Source organism: Sandaracinobacteroides saxicola (genome assembly GCF_014117445.1).
Taxonomy (GTDB): domain Bacteria; phylum Pseudomonadota; class Alphaproteobacteria; order Sphingomonadales; family Sphingomonadaceae; genus Sandaracinobacteroides_A; species Sandaracinobacteroides_A saxicola.
Genome location: NZ_CP059851.1, coordinates 2194037 through 2217595 on the forward strand (window position 1 = coordinate 2194037; position 23559 = coordinate 2217595).

The 23559-nt window shown below is 68.6% G+C and carries 30 protein-coding genes; 24 read left to right on the top strand and 6 right to left on the bottom strand.

The window, feature by feature from the left end:
- Positions 1-2 precede the first annotated feature (2 nt).
- Positions 3-323 (bottom strand): type II toxin-antitoxin system PemK/MazF family toxin, encoded by a 321-nt coding sequence (locus tag H3309_RS10985; protein ID WP_182294754.1) that lies wholly within the window; start codon positions 321-323, stop codon positions 3-5.
- On the bottom strand, positions 317-574 hold the full coding sequence (locus H3309_RS10990; RefSeq protein WP_182294755.1) for an AbrB/MazE/SpoVT family DNA-binding domain-containing protein: 258 nt from the start codon (positions 572-574) through the stop codon (positions 317-319). Before H3309_RS10990 ends, H3309_RS10985 begins: the two co-directional genes overlap by 7 nt.
- Positions 575-789: 215 nt before the next feature.
- On the opposite strand from H3309_RS10990, the gene H3309_RS10995 reads away from it, so the two are divergent.
- Entirely contained in the window at positions 790-1518 is a 729-nt protein-coding gene (locus H3309_RS10995; RefSeq protein ID WP_182294756.1) for a TlyA family RNA methyltransferase, read from the top strand.
- On the top strand, positions 1515-2726 hold the full coding sequence (locus H3309_RS11000; RefSeq protein ID WP_182294757.1) for a hypothetical protein: 1212 nt from the start codon (positions 1515-1517) through the stop codon (positions 2724-2726). Before H3309_RS10995 ends, H3309_RS11000 begins: the two co-directional genes overlap by 4 nt.
- 13 nt (positions 2727-2739) lie before the next feature.
- On the opposite strand, the gene H3309_RS11005 is transcribed toward H3309_RS11000, so the two are convergent.
- Positions 2740-3537 carry a DUF2306 domain-containing protein gene (locus tag H3309_RS11005; RefSeq protein WP_182294758.1) on the bottom strand — a complete coding sequence of 266 codons (798 nt, stop codon included), beginning with the start codon at positions 3535-3537 and terminating at the stop codon, positions 2740-2742.
- A gap of 30 nt (positions 3538-3567) precedes the next feature.
- Here H3309_RS11005 and H3309_RS11010 point away from each other — a divergent pair, with 30 nt between their 5' ends.
- Entirely contained in the window at positions 3568-4650 is a 1083-nt protein-coding gene (locus H3309_RS11010; RefSeq protein ID WP_207791496.1) for an AraC family transcriptional regulator, read from the top strand.
- A gap of 5 nt (positions 4651-4655) precedes the next feature.
- Here the strand turns inward: H3309_RS11010 and H3309_RS11015 are convergent, their stop codons facing one another.
- Complete coding sequence (locus H3309_RS11015; RefSeq protein WP_182294759.1) at positions 4656-5870, bottom strand: MFS transporter; 1215 nt, start codon at positions 5868-5870, stop codon at positions 4656-4658.
- Positions 5870-6799 (bottom strand): nuclear transport factor 2 family protein, encoded by a 930-nt coding sequence (locus tag H3309_RS11020; protein WP_182294760.1) that lies wholly within the window; start codon positions 6797-6799, stop codon positions 5870-5872. The genes H3309_RS11015 and H3309_RS11020 overlap by 1 nt, the downstream gene beginning before the upstream one ends.
- Before the next feature lie 54 nt (positions 6800-6853).
- Between H3309_RS11020 and H3309_RS11025 the strand changes: the two genes are divergently transcribed.
- From H3309_RS11025 to H3309_RS11045, 5 genes are read left to right on the top strand one after another with little or no spacing between them, the layout of a single operon-like run.
- Positions 6854-7798 carry a cupin domain-containing protein gene (locus H3309_RS11025; RefSeq protein WP_182294761.1) on the top strand — a complete coding sequence of 315 codons (945 nt, stop codon included), beginning with the start codon at positions 6854-6856 and terminating at the stop codon, positions 7796-7798.
- Positions 7795-8841: an ester cyclase gene (locus H3309_RS11030; RefSeq protein ID WP_182294762.1), complete on the top strand. Its 1047-nt coding sequence runs from the start codon at positions 7795-7797 to the stop codon at positions 8839-8841. Before H3309_RS11025 ends, H3309_RS11030 begins: the two co-directional genes overlap by 4 nt.
- Positions 8838-9635, top strand: a complete 798-nt coding sequence (locus H3309_RS11035) for a hypothetical protein (RefSeq protein ID WP_182294763.1) — start codon at positions 8838-8840, stop codon at positions 9633-9635. Before H3309_RS11030 ends, H3309_RS11035 begins: the two co-directional genes overlap by 4 nt.
- 46 nt (positions 9636-9681) lie before the next feature.
- Positions 9682-9915 carry a DUF433 domain-containing protein gene (locus H3309_RS11040; protein ID WP_182294764.1) on the top strand — a complete coding sequence of 78 codons (234 nt, stop codon included), beginning with the start codon at positions 9682-9684 and terminating at the stop codon, positions 9913-9915.
- Positions 9912-10277: a DUF5615 family PIN-like protein gene (locus H3309_RS11045; protein ID WP_182294765.1), complete on the top strand. Its 366-nt coding sequence runs from the start codon at positions 9912-9914 to the stop codon at positions 10275-10277. Before H3309_RS11040 ends, H3309_RS11045 begins: the two co-directional genes overlap by 4 nt.
- Here the strand turns inward: H3309_RS11045 and H3309_RS11050 are convergent.
- Positions 10237-11007: a helix-turn-helix transcriptional regulator gene (locus H3309_RS11050; protein ID WP_243453699.1), complete on the bottom strand. Its 771-nt coding sequence runs from the start codon at positions 11005-11007 to the stop codon at positions 10237-10239. The genes H3309_RS11045 and H3309_RS11050 overlap by 41 nt on opposite strands.
- Before the next feature lie 79 nt (positions 11008-11086).
- Here H3309_RS11050 and H3309_RS11055 point away from each other — a divergent pair, with 79 nt between their 5' ends.
- From H3309_RS11055 to H3309_RS11130, 16 genes are all read left to right on the top strand, one after another.
- Positions 11087-11335 carry a hypothetical protein gene (locus tag H3309_RS11055; RefSeq protein ID WP_182294767.1) on the top strand — a complete coding sequence of 83 codons (249 nt, stop codon included), beginning with the start codon at positions 11087-11089 and terminating at the stop codon, positions 11333-11335.
- Between the two features lie 4 nt (positions 11336-11339).
- Positions 11340-12650, top strand: a complete 1311-nt coding sequence (locus H3309_RS11060; protein ID WP_243453700.1) for an aromatic ring-hydroxylating oxygenase subunit alpha — start codon at positions 11340-11342, stop codon at positions 12648-12650.
- Positions 12643-12954, top strand: a complete 312-nt coding sequence (locus H3309_RS11065) for a Rieske (2Fe-2S) protein (protein WP_182294768.1) — start codon at positions 12643-12645, stop codon at positions 12952-12954. Before H3309_RS11060 ends, H3309_RS11065 begins: the two co-directional genes overlap by 8 nt.
- A gap of 37 nt (positions 12955-12991) precedes the next feature.
- The gene (locus tag H3309_RS11070) at positions 12992-13729 is read left to right on the top strand and encodes an SDR family NAD(P)-dependent oxidoreductase (RefSeq protein WP_182294769.1); all 738 of its coding nucleotides are present in this window, start codon (positions 12992-12994) and stop codon (positions 13727-13729) included.
- Complete coding sequence (locus H3309_RS11075; RefSeq protein ID WP_182294770.1) at positions 13726-14478, top strand: SDR family NAD(P)-dependent oxidoreductase; 753 nt, start codon at positions 13726-13728, stop codon at positions 14476-14478. Before H3309_RS11070 ends, H3309_RS11075 begins: the two co-directional genes overlap by 4 nt.
- Entirely contained in the window at positions 14478-15491 is a 1014-nt protein-coding gene (locus tag H3309_RS11080) for an NADP-dependent oxidoreductase (protein WP_182294771.1), read from the top strand. Before H3309_RS11075 ends, H3309_RS11080 begins: the two co-directional genes overlap by 1 nt.
- 104 nt (positions 15492-15595) lie before the next feature.
- Positions 15596-16237, top strand: coding sequence for a PEPxxWA-CTERM sorting domain-containing protein (locus H3309_RS16970; protein ID WP_207791497.1), 642 nt, complete (start codon positions 15596-15598; stop codon positions 16235-16237).
- 59 nt (positions 16238-16296) lie between these two features.
- A complete protein-coding gene (locus tag H3309_RS11090) occupies positions 16297-17007 on the top strand; it encodes an SDR family NAD(P)-dependent oxidoreductase (RefSeq protein ID WP_182294772.1) in 711 nt (236 codons plus the stop codon).
- 10 nt (positions 17008-17017) lie between these two features.
- Positions 17018-17377: a limonene-1,2-epoxide hydrolase family protein gene (locus H3309_RS11095; protein WP_182294773.1), complete on the top strand. Its 360-nt coding sequence runs from the start codon at positions 17018-17020 to the stop codon at positions 17375-17377.
- Positions 17374-17952, top strand: coding sequence for a GNAT family N-acetyltransferase (locus tag H3309_RS11100; RefSeq protein WP_182294774.1), 579 nt, complete (start codon positions 17374-17376; stop codon positions 17950-17952). The genes H3309_RS11095 and H3309_RS11100 overlap by 4 nt, the downstream gene beginning before the upstream one ends.
- A gap of 162 nt (positions 17953-18114) precedes the next feature.
- Complete coding sequence (locus tag H3309_RS11105; protein ID WP_182294775.1) at positions 18115-19347, top strand: cytochrome P450; 1233 nt, start codon at positions 18115-18117, stop codon at positions 19345-19347.
- Positions 19344-20453 (top strand): acyl-CoA dehydrogenase family protein, encoded by a 1110-nt coding sequence (locus tag H3309_RS11110; RefSeq protein WP_182294776.1) that lies wholly within the window; start codon positions 19344-19346, stop codon positions 20451-20453. The genes H3309_RS11105 and H3309_RS11110 overlap by 4 nt, the downstream gene beginning before the upstream one ends.
- Positions 20450-20827, top strand: coding sequence for a Zn-ribbon domain-containing OB-fold protein (locus H3309_RS11115; protein WP_182294777.1), 378 nt, complete (start codon positions 20450-20452; stop codon positions 20825-20827). Before H3309_RS11110 ends, H3309_RS11115 begins: the two co-directional genes overlap by 4 nt.
- The gene (locus H3309_RS11120; protein WP_182294778.1) at positions 20820-21962 is read left to right on the top strand and encodes a thiolase family protein; all 1143 of its coding nucleotides are present in this window, start codon (positions 20820-20822) and stop codon (positions 21960-21962) included. The genes H3309_RS11115 and H3309_RS11120 overlap by 8 nt, the downstream gene beginning before the upstream one ends.
- 14 nt (positions 21963-21976) lie before the next feature.
- Positions 21977-22747, top strand: coding sequence for an SDR family NAD(P)-dependent oxidoreductase (locus tag H3309_RS11125; protein ID WP_182294779.1), 771 nt, complete (start codon positions 21977-21979; stop codon positions 22745-22747).
- Between the two features lie 61 nt (positions 22748-22808).
- Complete coding sequence (locus H3309_RS11130; RefSeq protein WP_182294780.1) at positions 22809-23558, top strand: ThuA domain-containing protein; 750 nt, start codon at positions 22809-22811, stop codon at positions 23556-23558.
- The last annotated feature ends 1 nt before the right edge of the window (position 23559 follow it).

Here is a 23559-nt window from a genome sequence, read left to right on the forward strand (position 1 = left end):
CGTCAGGCGGCGAACAATTCACCGAGCACACCGAGCAGCCGGTCCATGGTCGGGCGATCAAGCCGGCCAAGGCGTTTGATAAGGCGTGCGCGGTCGAGCGTGCGGAGCTGATCGGGCAGGATGAGGCCGGTAGTACCCTGAAAACGGATGGCGACACGAAAAGGCGCCGCCCTGCCCTGGCTGGTCATGGGCGCGACAATCGCGGTGCGGAGATGGGCGTTTAGTTCATCGGGGGAAATGATGACGCAGGGCCGGGTTTTCTGGATTTCATGGCCGACGGTCGGGTCCAGCGCGGCGAGCCAGACGTCGCCGCGTTTCACCATGTGAGCGCTTCGTCACCCTCAAGCGGGACATCGAGCCATTCGTCGCTGCTGCCGTCGGTCGCGACCTCAGCCGCGGCGGCGCTCCAGCCGCTGCGATGGGGCTGCGCGATCGGGCGGGCGACAAGGGCACCATCAACGATGCTGAGATCGAGCCGGGTGCCCGATCCAGCGCCGAGTTCCGCAAGCAACGGGCGCGGAACGATCAGGCTGACCGAATTGCCCGTGCGGCGAAGGGCGGATGACATCGGCATTCGTGTCTGTTAGCACGAAGGCATAACGGAGGCAATTGCGTTGGACTGCTACACGGTGACCGTGGTTCGTGACGGAGACGAGTTCGTTATCCCTTTGCCGCTGGCTTTGATCGAAAAAATGAAAATACAGGAGGGCCAATCCTTTGTTCTCGACAAGGTCGAAGGCGTGATTGTCCTGACTTTGAAGCCGGTTAGGCCATAATGTCTGAAATGCGATGAAAAGCCGCGCCGACGTGGCGCTTGTCGCGCGCGGGCTGGTGGAGAGCCGGGCGAAGGCGCAGGCGCTGATCATGGCGGGGCAGGTGTTCGCCGGCGAGCGCAAGGTGGCGAAGGCGGGCGAGACCATCGCCGACGAGGTGCCGCTGCGGGTGGCCGGGCGGGAGCATCCCTGGGTCAGCCGGGGCGGCGTGAAGCTGGCGCACGGGCTGGCGCATTTCGGCGTGGAGGTGCGCGGGTTCGTGGCGCTGGACGTGGGCAGTTCCACCGGCGGCTTCACCGATGTGCTGCTGCAGGGCGGCGCCACGCGGGTCCATGCGGTGGATGTGGGAACGAACCAGCTCGCCTGGAGCCTGCGCAGCGATCCCCGGGTCGTGGTGCACGAGCAGGTGAATGCACGGCATCTGACGGCGGCGCATGTTCCCGAGGCCGTGGACATCATCGTGTGCGACGCGAGCTTCATCGGCCTCGCCAAGGTGCTGGAGCGGGCGCTGGACTTTGCGCGCACGGGTGCCTGGCTGATCGCACTGGTGAAGCCGCAGTTCGAGGTGGGGCCGGGGGAGACGGACAAGGGCGTGGTGCGCGACCCCGCATTGCACGCCCGGGTCTGCGATGCGGCGGCCGCCTGGGTGCGCGGGCGGGGGTGGGATGTGCGCGGGGTGGTGCCCTCCCCCATCACCGGCCCCGAAGGAAATGTGGAGTTTCTGCTGGGGGCGGTGAAAAGATGATGGCCTTTCATGCGCACGCCCCGGCGGGCGAATGGCTGAACGATCCCAACGGCCTGCTGTTTTCAGGCGGGCGCTGGCGGCTGTTCGCGCAACACCGCGCGGATGCGCCGGATTTCGCGGCCACCGGCTGGGCGCGGCTGTCCGGCGACGACCTGCTGCGCTGGGATTGGGACGGGGTGGCGATCCCGGCGGGGGACGAATGGGCGTACAGTGGCTGTGTGCTGCCCGGCCCGGTGGCGGTGCACACGGCGCATGCGGCGGGTCTGGAAAGGCAGGTGCTGCGGCGCTCCGGCGATGGCGGGCGGACTTGGGGGCCGGCGAGGGCGCTCGACGGGCTGGGGGGCGCGGCGCGCAACCGGCGCGATCCCTTTGTCTGGCCGGTCAACGGCGGTTGGCGGATGCTGCTGGCGGCGCCGTGCGACTGGCGCGCGTGGCGCGACGAAGGCCCGTCCCGGCTGCTGTTGTTCGAAGCCGAGGCGCTGGAAGGGCCCTGGCGCGCCGCGGGCGAGGTGACGGTGGGGCTGCCGCGCGGGGTGATGCTGGAGATGCCGGCGCGGGTGGCGGTGCCGGGGGGCGGTGAGGCACTGGTCTGGTCGACGGTGGACCGGCGCGGCGATGGCGCGGACGGCACCGTCTGGCGCTGGGATGGCGGTTTTGCCGACGGTCGCTGGCAGGGGTCCGGCACCCCCTGTCGCCTGGATCTGGGCCCGGATTTCTATGCGGCGATTCCCGGTGGCGACATGCTGATCGGCTGGGCGTCGAGCTGGGCGACGGCGCGCGCGATGCCGTGGGGCGGGTTTCATGGCGGCCCGCTGTCCTTGCCCCGCGCCATGACCGCGGCGGGATCGGCACCGGTTCCGGCGATCGCCGACCGGTTCTCGGTGCGCCAGACGACCATGCCGGCGGCGGGCCTGGGGGTGGCCGCGGTGGCGGGCGTCTTCTCCCTGCGGATCGAAGGGCATGGCGCGGCGTTCACGCTGGCTGTCGCGGCCGATGGCGCGGCACGGCTGGAACGCACCGGCGACTTTGCCTGGGGGGATGAGGCGCGGTTGCAGGCGGGGCCGAAACGCCTGAGCCTGTTTGTGGATGGACCGCTGGTGGAATTGCACATCGCGCCCGATGACCGGTGGGTGACGGTGGCGGTGCCCGTTGTCGGAGCCTTTGCGGTGCACGGGGTGGCGTTCGACTGGTTCGGACTGGCGGATTGAACGGCGGCCTGCATCAGAGATGGGGCCACCACATCAGCGCCGCGGCCCCGGCGATCCCCACGGCGGTCAGCGCGCTGAGCAGCCAGAAGCCATAGCTCAGCGCCCGCTGCGCGCCACCCGTGGCGCGGAATGTCAGTTCCAGCAGCAGCAGCGGGACCAGCGTGGAACCAAAGCTCCAGACGGCGAAAAAGGCCTGTGCGGATTGCTTCGGCAGTCCGAGCAGGCCGATGCCGATGAGCGCGAAGGCCATCATGCCGACGCGCAGGAACCAGACGCCGCTGACCGCCAAGAAGGCACGCAGGGCCCAGCGGCGATGGCCGGCGAAGTCGCGGCGGCGGGCGGCGGCGACGGCGAGGATGACGAACGCCAGAATCAGCGCGGCATTGAGGGTGATGGCGGTGGCGCTGGCCATGTTGAGCCGCGAGCCGCGCACCCAGACCAGCCACAGCCCGCCGAGCGAGGCGAGGATCGCGGCGACGACGAACAGCCGGCCGTTCCAGCGATGCACCGCCGGCAGGCGCGCGCGCAGGCGCGGGGAAAGCTGCAGCAGGCCACCGAGCGTCAGGATGGCGGCGAGCAGGATGTGGAGGCCGAACTGGATGTTGCCGGTGCGGTCGCCGGGAACGTAGGCATCGATGGCATGGCCGCCCCGTGACCAGCGGATGAAATCGCCGGTGACCAGCGGCGGGGCGTAGAGCGCGATGATGTACCCCAGGAACAGCAGCTGGCCGACCACGGCGATCCAGCCCCAGGCCATGATGGCGCGGCGCAGCGAAGGCGCGGCGGCTGCGGGAAGCGGGACGGTTGCCATGCGGCTGTTCCTGGGCGAAATGGTCACTCCATGCCGGCGATACACGGTGGCGTTGCGATGGACAGGGCAATGGCGACCAAATCCTTGACCGTGCGTTCCAGCGCGGACGGCCCGACCGTGTCGGCGGGCTATGCGGCGGCGGTGATCGACGTGGCGGTGGCGCGGGGCGCGGACCGGGGGGCGTTGCTGCGGCTGGTCTGCCACGACCCCGCCGACAACGGCCCCGATGCGCGGGTGCCGTTCGGACAGTTCAAGGCGCTGATGCAGGGCGCGGTCCGGTTGTGCGATGATCCGGCGTTCGGCCTGCATTTCGGCGCGGAAAGCGTGTTCCGGGACATCTCCATCGTCGGCCTGATCGCCCATGCCTCGGCGACGATGGCCGAGGCGTTCGCGCAGATGAACCGCTATTCCCGGCTGGCGATCGAGGTGCCGGGGCATGGCGCGACGGGGCGCTTCGCGCTGGTGCGTTTCGACGGCGAGCTGTGGATCGAGGATTGCCGGCCGGACGCCGGCGACTTTCCCGAACTGACCGAGGCAACCCTGGCGCGGTTCATCAGCAACACGCGCCGTTTCATGCCCGATGTGCCCTTTGCCAAGGCGGCATGCGTGCGCCACGCCCGGCCGGCGCATGCCGCCGCCTATGACGCGATCTTGCGGGTGCCCGTGCGCTTCGGCGCCGGCCGCAATGCCATCGCCATCCACGAATCGTGGCTGTCCGTGCCGATCCCCAACGCCAATCGCTATGTCTTCGGCCTGTTCAGCGAGCGGGCGCAGGCATTGATGGACGCATTGTTGCAGGCGCAAACAGTGCGCGGGCGGGTGGAGGCGGCAATCCTGCCGCTGCTGCACAGCGGCGACATCCCGATGCCGCGGATCGCGGCGCTAATGGGGCGGAGCCGGACCTCGCTGTATCGCGACCTGAAGGCCGAAGGGGTGACATTCGACGCGCTGGTGGATGCGCTGCGCCACCGGATGGCATTGCACTATCTGGCGGGTCGGCGGCTGTCGGTGGGCGAGGTCGCCTATCTGCTGGGTTTTGCCGATCCCTCCTCCTTCACCCGCGCATTCCGGCGCTGGACCGGACAAAGCCCGGGCGCCGGGCGCGGCGAATAGCGGGTTCAGCGACCCAGCGTTTCCGGCAGGCGCGACCAGATCAGCGCGGCGGCGAGGAAGGCGACGCTGGCAAGGCACATGACGGGCGCCAGTCCGAAGGCCTCGGCGAGCGGCGCGGTGATCAGGGGCGCCGTCATGCTGATGATGCGGCCCCAGTTGAAGATGGAGGCGGCCGTCGAGCGCAGGTGCGGCGGGTAGAGTTCGGACAGCCAGGGCCCCCAGACGACGCTGGCCGACAGCATGATGCCATAGACCAGGCCGGTGACCTCCAGCGCGGTGGTAGGCATGGGCACGAACAGATAGACGGGGATCAGCGCGGCGGCGATGACAAAGCCCAGCGCGGCGCTGCGCCGGCCGAAGCGGTCGCCGATCGCGCCCCACACCAAACCGCCGATGGCGGCGCCGATGAACTGCCAGCCCAGCACGTCGCCGATCACCGCGGGATCGATGGCGCGATCCTCCTTCAGATAGGTCGTCGCCCAGCCGGTGAAGGCCTGGTAGGCGAAGAAGTTGAGCCCGGTCATGGTGGCAAGCAGGATGGTCTGGCGGGCGACCCCGGGCCTGAACAGTTCCGCGACGGGCAGCTTGCTGGTCGCGGTCGTCGGGCCATCGATGGGCCCGCCGAAGGGCACGGTGGTGCGGTCGTCGGGAATGGCGAAGAAGGCGAACAGCGCCAGTGCCACCGGCACGGCGCCGGCCCAGAGCAGCGCCGTCCAGCTGAGGCCGGCGGCAAACGCCGCGGCGGAAAGGAAGCCGAGCGCGGCGACGGCAAGGTTGTAGGTGCCCATCACCAACCCAGCGATGCGGCCGCGCATGGCCTTGGCAAACAGGCCGGAATAGATGCCGACGGCGATCGGGAACATCGACCCCATGAAGAAGCCCATCAACAGCCGTTCGACCACCAGCTGCCAATAGGCGGTGATCAGCAGGCCGGAGAGCAGGCAGGCGCCATAGCCGATCATCGAGATGACGAGCGCGTTGCGGCGGCCGATGCGGTCGGCCACCTGCCCCATCACCACCGCGCCCACCAGCGCGCCGGCCGATTGCAGCGTGTAGAGCGAACCGGACTGGGTGAGGCTGAGCCCGAGCGATTCGCGGATATAGGGCCGCAGGATGTCGACGGTGTTCCACGACCAGGCATAGAAGAAATAGCCGACAAGGAGAAAGGCGAGCGCGCCGGCGCGGCGGGCCGGCGACAGGTCTTCGGCACGGATCATCATCAGGCTTTCAGGCCAAGGTCGGTGCCAAACTGCGCGAGCAGATCCGGAATGTCGATGAACACCCAGTTTTCCGCCAGCAACCCGGCGTCCCGGCGCCAGAAATCCATCACCCGCATGGTGATGCGCCTGTGCGTCGCGGCCTGCCCCAGCCAGCCGTCGCCGCGGTGGGTGGCGTTGATGCTGGGCCAGCCGGTGGAGGCCACATAGCCGCCGTCGCCGATTCGGCATTTGTGGTTGCCGCCCACGCGGTCGGGAAAGGCGGTCAGAAACGGGCGCTGGTGCGTCGCCTCATAATGCTCGTGCCCGCGGGCGCTGCCGATCGGGCCGGGGCCATACCAGTGGAAATGCGGCGTCCAGAAATCGCGCATCCCCATGCTGGCCAGGTTCTGCCCGTCGAAGCGCATCAGGCCGGCGATCATCGATTCGACCAGCGCCAGGCTCTGCGCGCCATCCCGCACGTCGGGATCAAGGCCGTCCTGCGGCGCGGGGGCGGGGAACCACTCCTCGCCGGGCGGCGGACGGAGCGGCCACTGACCGGTTTCGATCATCAGCCGCGGCAGGTCGAGGATGAGATAGGTCTCGACGATGCGGCCCTGTTCCAGGCGGTCGAACTGGCCGTAGCGCAGCCAGTGCGGGCGATTCGAGGGGGCAAGGCCCCAGAGCGGCATGACGAAGCGACCGACGAAGGCGCCGCTGTGCGCGAACCACTCGCCATCCCTGAAGGTGCCGGACAGCAGGATGGCGGGGCGCCGTTCAAGGTCTGCAAGGGCCGCGGCAAGCGGCGCGTACAGGCCGGCGGCCATCGCGGCGGGGCCGTTCAGCGTCTCGATCGGGCGACAGCCATGAAGCGTGGCGTGATCGGCGCTGATGTCGAGCAGGGCACCGGGGGCGGCGCTGTGCAGGCGGGCGAGAAAGTCGGCCTTTGTCATGCCGGCATCGTGCGGCATATTGACTTCGCATGCAACGCCCGCGAAGTTGATGCCATGATCGCCACCGAAACCTCATGGACCCGCGGGGCGCTGCGGCCGCGCCTGGTGCGCTATGCCGAGCTGCGGCCCTGCTACAACGCCTTCATCGACACGCGTTCGCCCGGCAGCGAGGCAAAGGAAAACTTCACCATCATCGGGCCGGGCGTCAGCGAAAATCCCGCGCAGCATGTCCACATCGCCGAACCCCACGGCTTCAACATCGGCGGCGCGCGGCAGCCACCGAACTGCGTCAACAGCCCGCACAGCCATGACACCGCGGAGGTGTTCGTGGTGCACAGCGGCCGCTGGCGCTTCGACCTGGGCGAGCATGGCGACGATGCGCGGCTGGAACTGGGGCCGGGCGACACGATCAGCATCCCGACCGGCATCTTCCGCGGTTTCACCAACATCGGCGACGATCTCGGCTACCTGTTCGCGGTGCTGGGGCAGGACGATCCCGGCCGCGTCACCTGGGCGCCGAAAGTGTTTGAAATGGCGCGCGATTATGGCCTGGTGCTGCTGGAGAACGGCAGCCTGGTGGACACCGCCGCCGGCGAGTCGATCCCTGACGGCGTGGCACCGATGCCGCCCACGACCGCCCAACAGGCGGCGGCGCTGCGGCGCGTCAATGCCGCCGAGGCCGCGGCGTTCGTGGTGCGCGATGATTCCGAGGGCGGCAGCTGGGGCGAGATGGTGATCGGCGATGGCGCGCCGATCGACTGGCCGCATGGCTTCTCGCTGGAGCGGCTGGCGGTCGCGCCGGGCGAACCGCTGGAACTGCTGGCCGACGTGGCGCATGCCTCGGTGCTCTATGTGCACCGCGGCGACCTCAGCCTGGCGACCGCGGATGGGACGCTGTCGCTCGGGCCGGGGGACGTCATCAGCCTGCCCGCCGGCTTTGTGCCGCATCTTTCGTCGGGCGCGCAGGCCAGCGCCTTCATGGTGCGCCGCGACGCGTGATCGTGCCCGGCACCTTCGGGCGCGATATCGCCGATGTGCTGGCGGATGCCGGCCCGCGGCGCCAGCCGCTGGCGAGGTTCGATGACGCCTATCTGGATATCGTCGATTACATCCTGCGCTGCACCCACCGCATCTGGGAGCAGAAAGGAATCGGGCTGATCGACAGCCATTATGCCGAGGATTGCCCGATCTGGACGCTGGCGGGGCCGGCGCGCGGCGTGGCCGGCGTGGTTGACGGCACGCTGCGCACGCTGGGCGCCTTCCCGGACCGCCGGCTGATCGGCGACGCGGTTATCTGGAGCGGCGACGATGCCGCCGGCTACCTGTCGAGCCACCGGATCACGTCGACCGCGACCCATCTGGGCGGCGGGGAGTTCGGCCCGCCCACCGGGCGCCCGATCCAGTTCCTGACCGTCGCCGACTGCCTGTGCCGGGAAAACCGCATCGTCGAGGAGTGGCTGGTGCGGGACAACAGCCATATCGCCCTGCAGCTGGGGCTGAACCCCCGCGCGCTGGCGGCGGCGCCGCCATCAGCGGAGACGGTCGACTGGTGGACGTCCGAGCGGGCGCGGGTGCTGGCCGCGCCGATGGAGGCCATGCCCGACGAGGCGCCACCGCCCGAGCCGGAGGCAATGGCGCGCTGGTTCGTGGCACGGGTGCTGAACGGGCGGCGCCTGGACGGCGTGCGCGATCTTTATGCCACCCATGCGCGGCTGCACGCGCCGGCGGGGCGGCGGCTGTTCGGGCATGGCGAGATCAGCGGCTGGTGGGCGGCGCTGCTGGGCAGTTTCGGCGGCGCCCGCGTGGCAATCGATCATCTGGCCGCGGTGCCGGTGAGCGACGATGACGCCGACGGGGTGGCGGTGGCGCTGCGCTGGAGCCTGGCGGGCGTGCATGATGGCGGCGCGCTCTATGGCCCGGCCACCGGGCGGCCGGCGTTGATCCTGGGGGTGACGCACTGGCGCCTGGTGGCGGGTCGGGTGGCGCGGGAGTGGACCGTGTTCGACGAGATCGCGCTGCTGCGCCAATTGGTGGCAACATGATCGACGAGAGCATCCTGCGCGCGGCCTATGAGCGCGGTGATGCCACGGGCTATGGCGCGGCCTTCCTGGCGCGGGCGCAGGTGGAGGATGGCGATGCCCTGCTGATCGGGCGCGAGGCCATCATGGCCGAGGCGCTGGCGATGGCGGCCGCCTTGCGCGAGCGCACCGTGGCGAGCGTGGCGGTGCACGGCCCGCTGGTGACGTTCAGCCTCTCCGCGCTGTCAGCTGGCGTGCAGGCCAATCTGCGGCGGCACCTGTGGCTGACGCTGGAGTCCGGGCGGGTGGCCGACGCCCTGTTCGTGACCGACCGGCTGGGGATCGCACCCCCGGCGCCACCGCCGATCCATCGCCCCTTGGGGGAATTGCGCAGCGGTCAGGGGCAGTTGCCTGCCCTGCCCCGCCCCGATGCACCCCTGGCGGAGCGGCTGACCGCGGCGCTGAACGCGCGGGACTGTTCGATGACCGGCTGCCTGGATTTCGCCGGACCCCAGGGCTTCAATGGCCCGCGCGCACAGGCCGGCCGCTTCGCCGATGCCCGCGACTGGTGGATGGCGCTGTTCGCGCGGGTGCCCGATGCGCTGCTCACCATCGACCGGACGGTGGAAGCGCCGGGCGTGCTGGCCATCCTGTGGCGCGTGCAGGGCCATGTGGCGGGCGGCGACGGGATGCGGCGGCTGAGCCTGCCCCTGAGCGCGGTGCTGGATGTCGGCGCCGCCGGGATCGGCGCGATGGAACTGCTGCTCGACATGGACGCGCTGGAAGCCTTGCCGGCGCGCGCCCACTGGGATGAATAGCCCGGCAACGCTTGTTTCCGGCACCGAAAGCGCGCACATTGCGCCCATGGTTCTGCCCGATCATCCCCTGATTTCAGTCGATCCCGAGATTTGCGGGGGCAAGGCCTGTCTTGCCGGCTCGCGGATGCGCGTGGTCGACATATTGGAGATGTTGGCAGAGGACGCCGACCGCGACACCATTGTCGAGGATTTTCCCTATGTCACGCACGATCATATTCGTGCCTGTCTTGCTTATGCGGCCGACGTGCTGGCCCATCCGGTGGCCATGGCTGCTGAGTGATTTTTCTGGTCGATGCGCAGTTGCCTCCGGGGCTGTGCGAATGGCTGGAACGTAGAGGGCATGTCGGACATCATGTCTCGCATTTGGGAATGTCCGAAGGAAGCGACCGGGCGATAGCTGATCTGGCGTCAGGAAACGGCTGGGCGATCATGACCAAGGACGAGGATTTTCTGCAGCTGCACCGAGCCGACCGCTATAGCCTTGTCTGGATTCGATGCGGCAATCTGCGAAATCGGGCTTTGCGGGCATGGTTGGATCAGCGTTGGCAGATGGTCGAAGAACAGTTGAAGGCGGGCAATTGTTTGATTGAGATCACAGGGGTCAGGCCGCAAACCCCAGATAGCCGAGTTGCGCCGCCTTGAAGATGGTCTGGCTGCGGTTCACGGCGTCCAGCTTCTCCCCGGCATTCTGGATGTGGAAGCGCACGGTCGCGTGGCTGCGCGACAGGATCAGGCTGATTTCCTTGTCGGTCTTGCCGATGCTCGCCCAGCGCAGGCATTCCACCTCGCGCTTGGTCAGCTGGCAGTCGGACGGCAGCCAGTGCCGGGTGCGGATGACCTTCACATAGCCGGCGACGAAGCGGTAGGCGAGCAGCCCCAGGATGTCGGCATGCGCGGCGAATTCCTGCGACAGGTCGGTGCGCTCGGGGTCGCTGGCGTTGAAACTGACAGCGCCGATCTGGCCGAAGGGCAGGTGGATGGGGGTGACGATGGCGGCCTTGGTCAGCGCCCGCTTCTCGAAATTCGCAAGGTCGATGGCGTCCAGGTAGCGGTTCGGCTGCCGGGTATGAAAGCCCTGGGCATTCACCCAGAAGGTCTCGCTCTCGTATCGGCAGGCGCGCGGCAGCGGGCTCGACAGTGCCAGGCGGGTGTCCGCCCACCAGCGTTCGTGCGGCGCGTCCCAGCCGAAGATCTCGGCGGCCAGCACGGCCCCGTCGGCATCGATCATCGGCGCCTTGCTGGCGATATTGTCCCACGGCGCCACCCGCAGCTGGCCACGCTCCCAGGCGATGTCGCGGAGGTTTTCGGCGGCGCGGCGCACATCGGCAAAGTCGGTGATGGATATGCGGGCAATGTCTTCGGACAGGCTCACGCGGAAACTCCCCAGGGCCATCTGAGCGGCACTGAAAAGGGCTGTTACGCGCCACGCTGCCAAAAGCAAGAGGGCAAGCATGCCCGCCGACAGGCGCATGGAGACGGAAGGGAGTGCGATGATGGGCGAGCGGCTGTGCGCGAATTGCGGGATGTGGAGCCAGGTGCGGGTGGAGGGGCCCGGCGTGCCCGGCATTCCCGGTTCCCCGGCGCAGGGCGAATGCAAGCGCTACGCCCCGCACCCCAGCGTCGGCAGCGGGCACCGGCATGTGCTGTGGCCGGTGACCGCAGCGGCGGACTTCTGCGGCGAGTGGGTGGCGAAAGGCTGATCTGATGGCAACCGTGGTGGACCCGAAGCAGATTCCCTTCGAGCGGCTGAACCCCGGCCGCACCAGCGACAGCGCGGTCAAATATCCCGACCCGCACCTGGGCTATGAGCGCATCCCGGCGAGCCGTTACACCAGCCCCGCCTTCATGAAGCGCGAGTGGGAGCGGCTGTGGACGAAGGCCTGGCTGCTGGGCGGGCGGGAAGAGATGATTCCCGAGGCCGGCGACTGGATGACGCATGAGGTGGGGACGGAGAGCTTCATCTTCGCGCGGCAGGCCGACGGCAGCGTGCGCGGCTTCTTCAACGTCTGCCCGCATCGCGGCAACCGTATCGTGGCCAAGGATTCGGTCGGCAGCAGCCCCAGCTTCAAATGCGGCTATCACCACTGGGAATGGCACACCGACGGCACGCAGAAACATATCCCCGACCTGGAGACCTTTCCGCAGCTGCCCGGCTGCGTGCTGCACCTGAAAGCGGTGCGGGTGGACAGCTGGGGCGGCTTCTTCTGGTTCACCATGGACGCCGATGCCGGCAGCCTGGCGGACTGGCTCGGCGAAATCCCCGCCCACCTCGATCGGTACGGCTTCGACCGGCAGAAGCTGGTCGACTGGAAGACCATCGAATGGGACTGCAACTGGAAGGCCAGCGTCGATGCCTTCAACGAGACCTATCATGTCCAGGGCATCCACCCCGAACTGCTGAGCTGGCTCGATGATTACAATGTGCAGATCGACTGTTTCGGGTTGCACAACCGCTATCTGGTGCCCTTCACCACCCCCAGCCCGCACTATCCGGACCAGGTGAAACTGTCCGACGTGATGCGCGCGATGGCCGAGGGCGCCGGGCTGAACGCCGACGATTATGAGGGCAACCCGCGTGCGCTGCGGCTGGCGATCCAGCGGGCGAAGCGCGCCATGACCGACAGCATCTATCCCTATGCCGCCCTGTCCGACGACCAGCTGTCGGACGATTACCATTACATGATCTTCCCCAACGTCACGATGAACATCTATGCCGAATCGATGCTGCTGTTCGTCAGCCGGCCGCACGCCAGCGACCCCAACAAGATGCTCTATGACGTGATGATCTTCGGCCACCTGGCACCGGACACGCCGCACATGCTGCCCGAGCATCTGACCTTCCGGCATGGGCAGACCTCCTTGGGGCTGGTGCTGGACCAGGACGCGCACAACCTGCCGCGCGTGCAGGAGGGTATGAACAGCAAGGCGTTCGAGGGGCTGATCCTGGGCACGCAGGAGTTGCGCATACGCCATTTCCACAAGGTGCTGATGGATTTCGTGGGCGAGGATGACTGACTATGTCGCCGCCGGTGCCGCCGACCTGCCGCCGGGGTCCTCGGCCTGCCGCACCGTCGCCGGGCGGGCGCTGATCGTGGCGCGGGCGCAGGACGGAACCTATCATGCGGTGGCCAACCGGTGCAGCCACGCGGCGCTGCCGCTGGACGGCGGACGGGTGCGCGGCAGCAGCATCGTCTGCCCGCACCATGGCGCCCGTTTCGACCTGAAAAGCGGGCGCGTACTGGGGCCGCCGGCGCATGAGGGCATCGTCGCCTATCCCACGCGGGAGCGGGACGGCGTGGTGGAAGTCTGGCTGCTGTGAACATCCCCACAAAATCTTCGATTTTGCGGGGGCCCCGGTGAGCGGGCTTGCCGGCAAGATCGCGCTGGTCAACGGCGCCGCCAGCGGCATCGGCGCCGCGACGGTGGCGCTATTGCGCGAACGGGGCGCCAGCGTGCTGGGCACCGACCTCAACGCCGGCGGCGACATCCTTCGCCATGACGTGACCAGCGAGGCCGACTGGGACGCGGCGATCGCCGCGGTGGTGGCGCGCTTCGGGCGGTTGGACATCCTGGTGTCGAACGCCGGCACGGCGGACAGCGGCGCCATCGTCGACCTGACGCTGGAGCGCATCCGCGCGCAGAGCCGCGTGCATGTCGAGGGCGCCTTCATCGGCATCCAGCGGGCGGTGGCGCAGATGCGGCGGCAGGCTTCCCCGGCGACCGGCAGCATCGTCACGGTCGCCAGCATCGCGGGCGTTAAGCCGATCATGCAGACGACGGTCTATGGCACCGCGAAAGCCGCGCTGATCAACATGACCCGCGCCATCGGCGTGGATCTGGGGCGCAAGGGCGACCTGATCCGCGTCAACGCCGTCTGCCCCGGCGGCACGCGCACCGGCATGACCGAGGCGCTGTTCGGCGGCGCGGCCTATTGGGACGATCCGAAACATTTCGAGAGCATTCCGTTGAAGGATTATTGCCGGCCGGGGGATATCGCCGAGGCGATCGCTTATCTGGCCGGCGACGAGGCCGAGTTCGTCACGGCGAGCCATCTGGTGGTGGATGGCGGCTGGGTGCTGAGCGACCGGATATGAAGCCGGTCGCCCTCATCACCGGCGCCACCAGCGGCATCGGTCGCGAAGGCGCGATCTGGCTGGCGCGGGACGGGTTCCATGTTGTCGCGGCCGGGCGCAACGCCGGGCGCGGGGCGGCGACGGTGGCCGCGTGCGAAGCGGCCGGCGGCAGCGCCGAATTCATCGCGTTCGATGTCTGCGAGGAGGCGGGCTGGGAGGCGGCGGTATCGGGCATCGTCGCCAGGCATGCCCGGCTGGACGCCGTGGTGAACAGCGCCGGCGCCTTTTTCTCGAAGCCGCTGCCCGATACCAGCCTCGCCGAATTTCGCGCGCTGTGGGAAGCGGACGTCGAATCGGTGATGCTCGGCACCAAATGGGCGATGCGGGCGATGCGCGACACCGCCAGCGCGGGCAGCATCGTCAACATCAGCAGCCTGGCCGGCCTGATCGGGCTGGAGGATTGCGCGGCCTATTGCGCAGCCAAGGCGGCGGTCACGCATTTCAGCAAGATCGCCGCCGTCGAGGGCGGCGGTTTCACCCCACCCATCCGCGTCAACAGCCTGAATCCCGGCGTCATCCTCACCGAGATGATTACCCATGCCTATGGCGACAGCGACGCCGTGCGGGCCTTCGTAAAGGACGGCAACGCGCTGGACATGGTGGGGGAGGCGCGCCACGTCGCCGCTGCCATCGCCTGGCTGGCGGGGCCGAAAAGCCGCATGGTGACGGGCACCGCGCATGTGGTGGACGGGGGCCGGGGGAGTGACTGATGGCTGAGGTGAACAGACGATTCCTGCTGATGCGCCGGCCAGATGGCATGCCCGTGCCCCAGGATTTCGCCCTGGTCGAGGAAGCCCTGGCTCCGCTGCCCGACGGGCATTTTCGCGTCCGCAACCATTATGCCAGCCTGGACCCGGCGCAGCGCGGCTGGATGAGCGACGCGCCCAGCTACATGCCGCCGATCCCGCTGGGGGACGCCGTACGGGCAACGACGGTGGGCATCGTCGAGGAAAGCCGCAACCCGGACTTTGCCGCCGGGGACTGGGTGCTGGGGCTGAACGCCATCGAGGACTATTCCGTCGTCGCACCCGGCGGTTTCACCAGTAAAATAGACGTTTCACTGGTGCCATCACCCACCAACTATCTCAGCGTATTCGGTGCCGTCGGCCTGACCGCCTATTTCGGCCTGCTGGACGCCGGGCAGCCGAAACCCGGCGAAACGGTGCTGGTCAGCGGCGCGGCCGGCGCGGTCGGCAGCCTGGTGGGGCAGATCGCGAAGCTGAAGGGCTGCCGCACGATCGGCATCGCGGGCGGCGCGGAAAAATGCGCCCGCCTGACCCGCAGCTATGGCTATGACGCCGCCATCGACTATCGCGACAAGGACGAAGCCGCGCTCAGCGCCGCGATCGCCGCCGCCGCGCCCGAGGGCGTGGACATCGTCTTCGAGAATGTCGGCGGCGTCTGCCTCGATGCCGCGCTCAACAATCTCGCGCAGAATGCGCGGGTGATCCTGTGCGGGCTGATTTCCGAGTATAATGCGCCAGCGCCCGTCGGCGCGCGCAACCTGTGGCAGCTGATCGTGAAGTCGGCGCGCATCCAGGGCATATTGGTGCGCGATTACCTGCCACGCTTCGCCGAGGGTGCCGCGGAAATGGCGGGCTGGGCGCAATCGGGCGCGCTGGCGTTCGACGAGCATATCGACGAGGGCATCGAGCATGCCTTCGACGCCTTCATGCGGCTGTTCGAGGGCAGCAACGAGGGCAAGATGATCCTGAAACTCTGAACGGGGCGGCCATCCGTGCATCCCGCGCGACCGGTCGCATGGCCGGGGGCGGCGATTGTCGCAATTCCGGTTCATCCTGCCCCTTCCATACAGGGAGATGTTCCATGCGTATCCTGGCCCCCGCCTTGCTGCTGCTCGCCGCCCCCGCGCTCGCCACCACCGTCATCGACCCCGCCGGCGACATCCTGTCCAGCTACACCGGCCCGCCGCGCGCCAGCCTGGACGTGCTGGTGGCGCAGGCGCATTACCTCCCGAACACGCTGCGCCTGTCGGCACGGGTGGCGGGGGGCATCCCCGATGACGTCGACCAGCTCTACGTCTGGGGTGTCAACCGCGGTGCCGGCACGCCGCGGCTGACGGGCGGCACCCCGCCGCTGGGCGCCGGGGTCAATTTCGACGCGGTCGTCGTCGTCCGCGGCAACGGCACCGGCTCGGTCGTGACCTTCGGCGCCGGCGCGCCGGTCAACAACCCGCTGCCGCCCGAATTCATCACCGTCAGCGGCAGCGGCGTGCGCGTGTTCGTGCCCTTCAACCTGCTGCCCTCGACCGGCTTCGACATCGCCGACTATGGCTATAATCTCTGGCCGCGCTACCTGTCGGGATCGAACACGCAGATCGCCGATTTCGCCCCCGACGATTCGACCTTCACCGCCAGCGCCATCCCCGAGCCGGCCAGCTGGGCGCTGATGATCGCCGGCTTCGGCCTGGTGGGCGGCACGCTGCGACGGCGGCGCCTGGCTGCCTGATTGCGCAGTTTCCCGCCGACACGCCGGCTGTCACGCTGACCCGATAAGGAGGGCGGCGGATGAAGCGTGCGTTGGTGACCGGCGCCGCCAGCGGCATCGGCGCGGGCATTGCCGCGCGGTTGCGGGCGGATGGTTTCACCGTGCTGACGGTGGATCGCGCCGCCGGCTGCGACCTGACGCTGGATGTGTCGGCGCCAGGCTCGGCCGAAACGATGGTCGAGGCTTGCCGGGACCGGTTGGGCGGGCTGGACGTGCTGGTGGCGAACGCCGGGGTCAGCGCGTTCGAGATGATCGACGGGCATGACGAGGCGGTCTGGTCGGACACGATCGCGATCAACCTGGACAGCGTGTTCCGGCTGGTCCGAAATGCCGTTTCACTGATGAAACAGGGAGAAGCGGCGGCGAAAGGCGCGGCGCGGATCATCACCATCGGCTCGGTCATGTCCTCTCATGGCGAGGCCGGCATGGCGGCTTATGCGGCGGCGAAGCATGGCGTGCTGGGGCTGACGCGGGCGCTGGCGGTCGAGCTGGGGCCGGCGGGCATCACCGTCAACTGCATCCAGCCGGGCGCCATCCTGACCGGCATCACGAAGCCCGCCTTTGCGGCGAACCCGGCGTTCGGCGATTACTGGGTGCAGAAAAGCGCGCTGAAACGGCTGGGCACGCCCGAAGACATCGCTGGGGTGGCGGCCTTCCTGGCGGGCGAGGACAGCCGCTTCATGACGGGTGCGGCGCTGGTGGTGGATGCCGGGGCAACAGCACACCCTTGAGGAGAATGTCATGACGGCACAGGCGGTAGTCGAGCAGTTCATCGGGCATATCAATGCGATGGAGACCGACGCGGCGCTGGCGCTGCTGGCCGACGATGTGGTTTACGACAATGTCCCCATGCCGACGCTGCACGGGCGGGAGGCGGCGCGGGCCTTCCTGGCGCAGCTGCCCTATGACGCGGCGGCGTGGATCGTGCACGCCATCGCCGCCACCGGCGACACGGTGCTGACCGAGCGGACGGACCGCTTCCATGTCGGCAGCCGCTGGATCGAGATTCGGGTGATGGGCGCCTTCGTGGTGCGCGAGGGCCGGATCAGCCACTGGCGGGATTATTTCGACCTTCAGCAGTTCATGGCGCAGCTGGCGTGAGCCTTCCCGTCCTGCGCCACGGCGACATCCGGCTGGAGCCGCTGGCGGAGGCGCACCGCGAAGGCTTGCGGGCCGCCTGCGCGGCGGATGAGGCGATCTGGGAGATGTACAGCTATTCGCTATTCGGGCTGATGTTCGACATCAATTTCGACGCGATCCTGCTGGCGAGCGGGCAGTATTGGGCGATCCTGCTGGACGACGATCTGATCGGCTGCAGCGCACTCTTTCCCGAGGCGCGCACGCCCGGCGTGGCGGAAATCGGCGGCACCTATTATGCGCCCCGCGTCCGCGGCAGCGGCCTGAACGAGCGCGTGAAGTGGCTGATGCTGCGCCACGCCTTTGCCAGCGGTTTTCACCGCGTCGAACTGCGGGTGGATGAGCGCAACACGCGCAGCCAGGCGGCGGTGCTGAAGATCGGCGCCGTGAAGGAAGGCGTGCTGCGCCGGCACAAGATCAGCCACACAGGGTTCGTGCGCAACACGGTGGTGTTCGCCGTGACCGATCAGGATTGGCCCGCGGTCGAGGCGCGGCTTCAAGCGCATCGCGGAAAAGTGGAAACCGGTTTTCCGCATTGAGATGCGCGACAACAAAAAGATGGCCCCCATTTTGATCCCCTCAAAATGGAACAGGGCCCCGGCCCTGACAATCCCGCCAGCCTGTCACTTGTCGCAAGCGCGGGATGGCGTCGCGCGGGTTAGTTTCGGGACTGTCATGAATCCGTATCCGTCGAGCCGCCCATGAACCCCTTCGCGCCCGAAACCCTGTCCGACCCCTGGGCCTTCTACCAGGCGGCGCTGGCGCAGGGCCCGGTCATGCCGCTGCCCGGCACGCCGATCACCCTGGTGCTGGGCTATGACGCGCTGGTGGAGGCCACAGGCCGCGTCGAGGATTTCTCCAATGATTTCGGCGCCATCCTGGCGGGAAAACGCTCCGCCGATCCGGACGTCACCACGGTGCTGGACAAGGGCTGGCCGGCGATCAACACGCTGCTGACCGCGGACCCGCCGGTGCACACCCGCTTTCGCAAGCTGGTGAACCTGGCCTTCAGCATGAAGCGCGTGGACGCCATCGAAGGCCGCATCCGCCAGATCGCCGTCGAGCTGATCGAGGCGATGTTGGCAAAGCCACAGGCCGATTTCGTCGCCGATTTCGCCATTCCGCTGCCGGTCGCCGTCATCGCGCGGGAGATCGGCATGGAGGCATCGACCGATGTGGCGACGGTGAAGCGCTGGTCGGACGCCTTCGCCGACCGGCTGGGCGGCATGATCTCGAAGGAGCGGGAGATCGAATGCGCGCATGAGGTGGTCGAGTTCCAGCACCGGGTGAAAAGCCTGATCGATGCCCGGCGCGCCGAGCGCACCGACGACCTGCTGAGCGACCTGGTCTATGCCAGCGTCGACGGCGAGGCGCCGCTGACCGACGCCGAGATCATGTCGATCATGCAGCAGCTGATGGTGGCCGGCAACGAGACCACCACCAGCACGCTCGCCGGCGGGCTGTTGCTGCTGATGCAGAACCCGGCGGCGCTGGCGGCGGTGCGGGCGGACGGCAAGCTGATCCCGAACATGGTGGAGGAGATGCTGCGGCTGGAAAGTCCGACGTCGGGCCTGTGGCGCGTGGTGACGCGCGACACCGAGCTCGCCGGCGTGGCCGTCGCCAAGGGCAGCATGCTGATGCTGCGCTTTGCCGCCGCCAACCGCGATCCGGCGAAATTCCCCGATCCTGATGCCTTCCTGCCCGAGCGGAAGAATGCCCGCAGCCATCTCGCCTTCGGGCGCGGCATCCACATGTGCGTCGGCAACATGCTCAGCCGCAAGGAGCTGGCGGTGGCGTTCGAGGAACTGCTGGCGCGGATGGAAGGGTTCGAGCTGGTGCCGGGCGCGGTGCTGGAATGGCCGCCGAACATGCTGCTGCGCGGGCTGAGGGCACTGCCCATCCGCTACACCCCGGCGCAAAGGCTGGCGGCATGAACTTCGACTGGAGCGAGGAGCAGGCGCTGCTGCGCGCCAGCGTCGAGCGTTTCGGCGCGGAGCGCTATGGCGGCGACCTGGAGAAGCGGCGGCGGTATCGGCGCGATGCGAGCGGGTTCGATCGCGCGGGCTGGGCGGCGCTGGCGGGGCTGGGCGTGACCGCCCTGCCCTTCGCCGAGGCGGACGGCGGGCTGGGCGGCGGTGCCGTCGAGACCATCGCGATCGCCGAGCCGCTGGGTGCGGCGATGGCGGTGGAGCCGGTGACCGAGAGCCTGATCGCCGGCGGCGCGCTGCTGGTGGCGGCGGCGAGCGATGGCCAGCGCGCGGAATATCTGCCCGGCGTCATCACCGGCGAGACGCTGCTGGCCTGCGCGGTGGCGGAAACGGCGGGGCGTTACAATTTGCGCCATGTCGAGACGCGCGCGCGGCGCACGGGCGACGGCTGGGTGCTGAACGGCGCCAAGACCGCGGTGTGGCAGGGGATGGCGGCCGATGTTTTGCTGGTGAGCGCGCGTCTCACCGGTGAAACGCGGTCCGATGCCGGCATCGGCATCTTCGCCGTGCCGGCGGGCGCGGTGGAGCGGCGCGGCTGGCGCGCGGCGGATGGCCAGGTGGCGGCGGAAGTCACCCTGCGCGAGCTGCTGCTGCCCGCGGACGCGCATCTGGATGGCGCCGAGGGCAGCGCGGCGCTGGATGCGATGGTGACCGCCGGCTGGATCGCGGCGAGCGCCGAGATGTTGGGGATCGCGGCGATGCTGCTGACCACCACCGTCGATTATGTGAAGCAGCGGGTGCAGTTCGGCAAGCCGCTCAGTGCCTTTCAGGTGATCCAGCATCGGCTGACCGATTGCTATGTCGCGGTGGAACAGGCGCGCAGCATGGTGATGCGGGCGGCGCTGGCGAACGACCTGCGCGCCGCGGCCGGCGCCAAGGCGTTCGTCGGCGAGGCGGCGCGGCTGGTGGCGCATGAGGCGGTGCAGTTCCATGGCGGCATGGGCATGACCGAGGAGCTGGTGGTGGGCCATGGGCTGAAGCGCATCCAGCTGCTGAGCCGGCTGTTCGGCGATCCGGAGAGCGCGGCGCAGCTTTATGCGAGGGCGGCATGACCACCATCGCCGAGGGTCTTTTCACGGATGAAACGCTGATTGGCGGGCGAAACCGCGAAAGCGGGCGCATCGTCTTTCCCTGCCCTGCCGACAGCGAGCGCTATGAGGCGGTGACGCTGCCGTCGCGCGGCACGATCTGGAGCTGGACGGTGCAGCGCTTTCCGCCGAAATCGCCGCCCTATGCCGCGGACGTGCCCTTCGCGCCGTTCGCGCTCGCCTATGTCGAGCTGCCGGGCGCGGTGATCGTGGAGACGCGGCTGGAAGGGTTCGCGTTCGACGAGTTGAAGGTCGGCCTGCCCTGTGCATTCCGCACGGTCGATTTCGGCGGGCGCACCGCTTTTGCCTTCGGGCCCGTGGAGAGCGACGATGACTGAGGTGTGCATCATCGGCGCCGGCATCCATCGCTTCGGGCGGACGGACGGGGTCAGCGGGTTGCAGCAGGGGGTGTTCGCGGTTCGGCAGGCGCTGGCGGATGCCGGCGTCGACTGGCGGGACATCGGCATTGCCTTTGGCGGCAGCAGCGCGGCGGGCAATGCCGACATCATGGTGAGCGAGCTGGGCCTGACCGGCGTGCCCTTCATCAACGTGGCGAACGGCTGCGCCACCGGCGGCTCGGCGCTCTATGGCGCCTTCACCGCGATCAAGTCCGGCGAGGCCGAGCTGGCGCTGGCGGTGGGGTTCGACAAGCATCCGCGCGGCTCCTTCGATCCGAAGCCGTCGGACTGGGGGCTGCCCGACTGGTATGGCGAGGTCGGGCTGATGCTGACCACGCAATTCTTCGCGCTGAAGCTGCGGCGCTATATGGAGGTGCACGGCATCAGCGCGCGGACGCTGGGGCTGGTCGCGGAAAAGGCGTTCGAGAATGGCGCGCGGGCCGAGCACAGCTGGCGCAAGACCCCGACCGACCTGGAGACGATCCTGAACGCGCCGATGGTGAATGATCCGCTGACCAAGTTCATGTTCTGCTCGCCGGCGGAGGGCGGCGTGGCGCTGGTGCTGGCGAGCGCGAAGAAGGCCCGCGAGCTGGGCGCGACCGGCGTGCGGCTGCTGACGGCGACGGTGCGGACGCGCCCGCCGGGGAGTTTCGAGGTGTTCAGCCCGAGCCTGGACCTGGAACGGGGCCCGTCGCCGACACAGATCGCCAGCGCGGCGGCGTTCGAGAGCGCCGGCGTCGGCCCGGGCGACATCGACGTCGCGCAGTTGCAGGACACGGAATCGGGCGCCGAGATCATGCACATGGCGGAGAATGGCTTCTGCGCCGACGGCGCGCAGGAGGCCTGGCTGCACGAGGGGCGCACGAAGATCGGCGGCGCGCTGCCGGTCAATACCGATGGCGGCTGCCTGGCGTGCGGGGAGCCGATCGGCGCCTCGGGGCTGCGGCAGGTGTATGAAAATGTCATCCAGCTTCGCGGCGCCGCCGGCGCGCGGCAGGTGGCGGGCGCGCGCACGGCCTACAGCCATGTCTATGGCGCGCCGGGGCTGAGCGCGGTGACGATCCTGCAACGATAAGGGGGGCTTCGCGGATGGGGATGCTGGACGGGCGCGTGGCGCTGATCACCGGGGCGGCGGGCGGCATCGGGGCGGCGAGCGCCGAGGCGATGATCACGCAAGGCGCGCGGGTGGCCTGCGCCGACCTCGACCGCGCGCGGTTGGAGGAAACGGTGGCGCGGCTGGGGCCGGGCGCGCTGGCGCTGACGCTGGATGTCACCAGCCGCGCCAGCTGGGCGGCGGCGGTGGACGCGACGCTGGCGGCGTTCGGCCGGCTGGACATTTTGGTGAACAGCGCCGGCATCAGCGAGCCGGGCAGCATCGAGGACATGAGCGACGACAGCTGGAACCGCCACATCGCCATCAACCTGAATGGCGTGATGTATGGCATGCAGGCGGCGACGCCGGCGCTGAAGGCGGGCGGCAACGGCAGCATCGTCAACATCGCCTCGATGCTGTCGATCCGGCCCGGCGGCATCTTCACCGCCTATTGCGCCAGCAAGGCGGGGATGGCGCACATGTCGAAGGCGGCGGCGCTGCATTTCGCCAACAACCGTATCCCCGTCCGCGTCAACACGGTGCACCCCGGTGCCATCGAGACGCCGATGCTCGACCGCTATCTCGACCTGAACCCCGGCCTGACGCGGGAGCAGGCCTACGAAGGCTTTGCCGCCAACCATCCCGTCGGCCGGGTGGGGAAGGCGCATGAGGTGGCGGCCGCAGTGCTGTGGCTGGCGAGCGATGCCAGCAGCTTCACCACCGGCGCGGAAATCCCGGTGGATGGCGCCGGGCACATCAGGGACTGATGATCATGTGGCACCCCTTCCGGGCGGAAAACCGCTGCGCACTTTTCCTGAAGGGCGTGCAATGACCGAAGGCCCCATCCAGCTGCACTTCGTCGCCGCCGGCAAATATCATGACATCGATTTCGCGCGGCTGGAAATCCTGAAGCTGTTCGCCGGCGAGCCGCGCATCCGGGCGACGGTCGCCATGGATTACAGCAACCTCGACCGGCTGCGCGAATGCAGCTGCCTCGTCACCTACACCTGCGACCTGATGCCGAGCGAGGCCGAAGCCGCCGCCATCAGGGCCTGGCTGGAGAGCGGTGGCCGCTGGCTGGCGCTGCACGGCACCAACAGCATCTTGCGCTTTCTGGATTCGGGCCTGGTGGACAGCCCCGATGAACGCCCCGACGTGATGGCGATGCTGGGGACGCAGTTCGTGGCGCACCCGCCGATCGGCGCCTATACCGTGCGCAACGCCGCGCCCGACCATCCGCTGGTGCGCGGCGAGCCGGATTTCGAGACCATCGACGAACTTTATCTGACCCGCACCACCGCGGCCATCGATGTCTATCTGAACACGCATTTCACCGGTGAAGCGACCGGGTTCGTGGAGAGCGAATGGCGGGACGCCGAGGTGCCGGTGCTCTATCAGGTGAGGCATGGCGCCGGCGCCGTGCTCTATTTCACGCTGGGGCATTGCCGCGGCCATTATGACGTGCCGGTGTTCACGCCCTTCTGGCCGCACCCCGAAAAGGGCAGCTGGAATTACCCGGCCTATCACCGCATCCTGAAACGCTGCCTTGACTGGGCGATCGACGAACTGGGGCAATGAA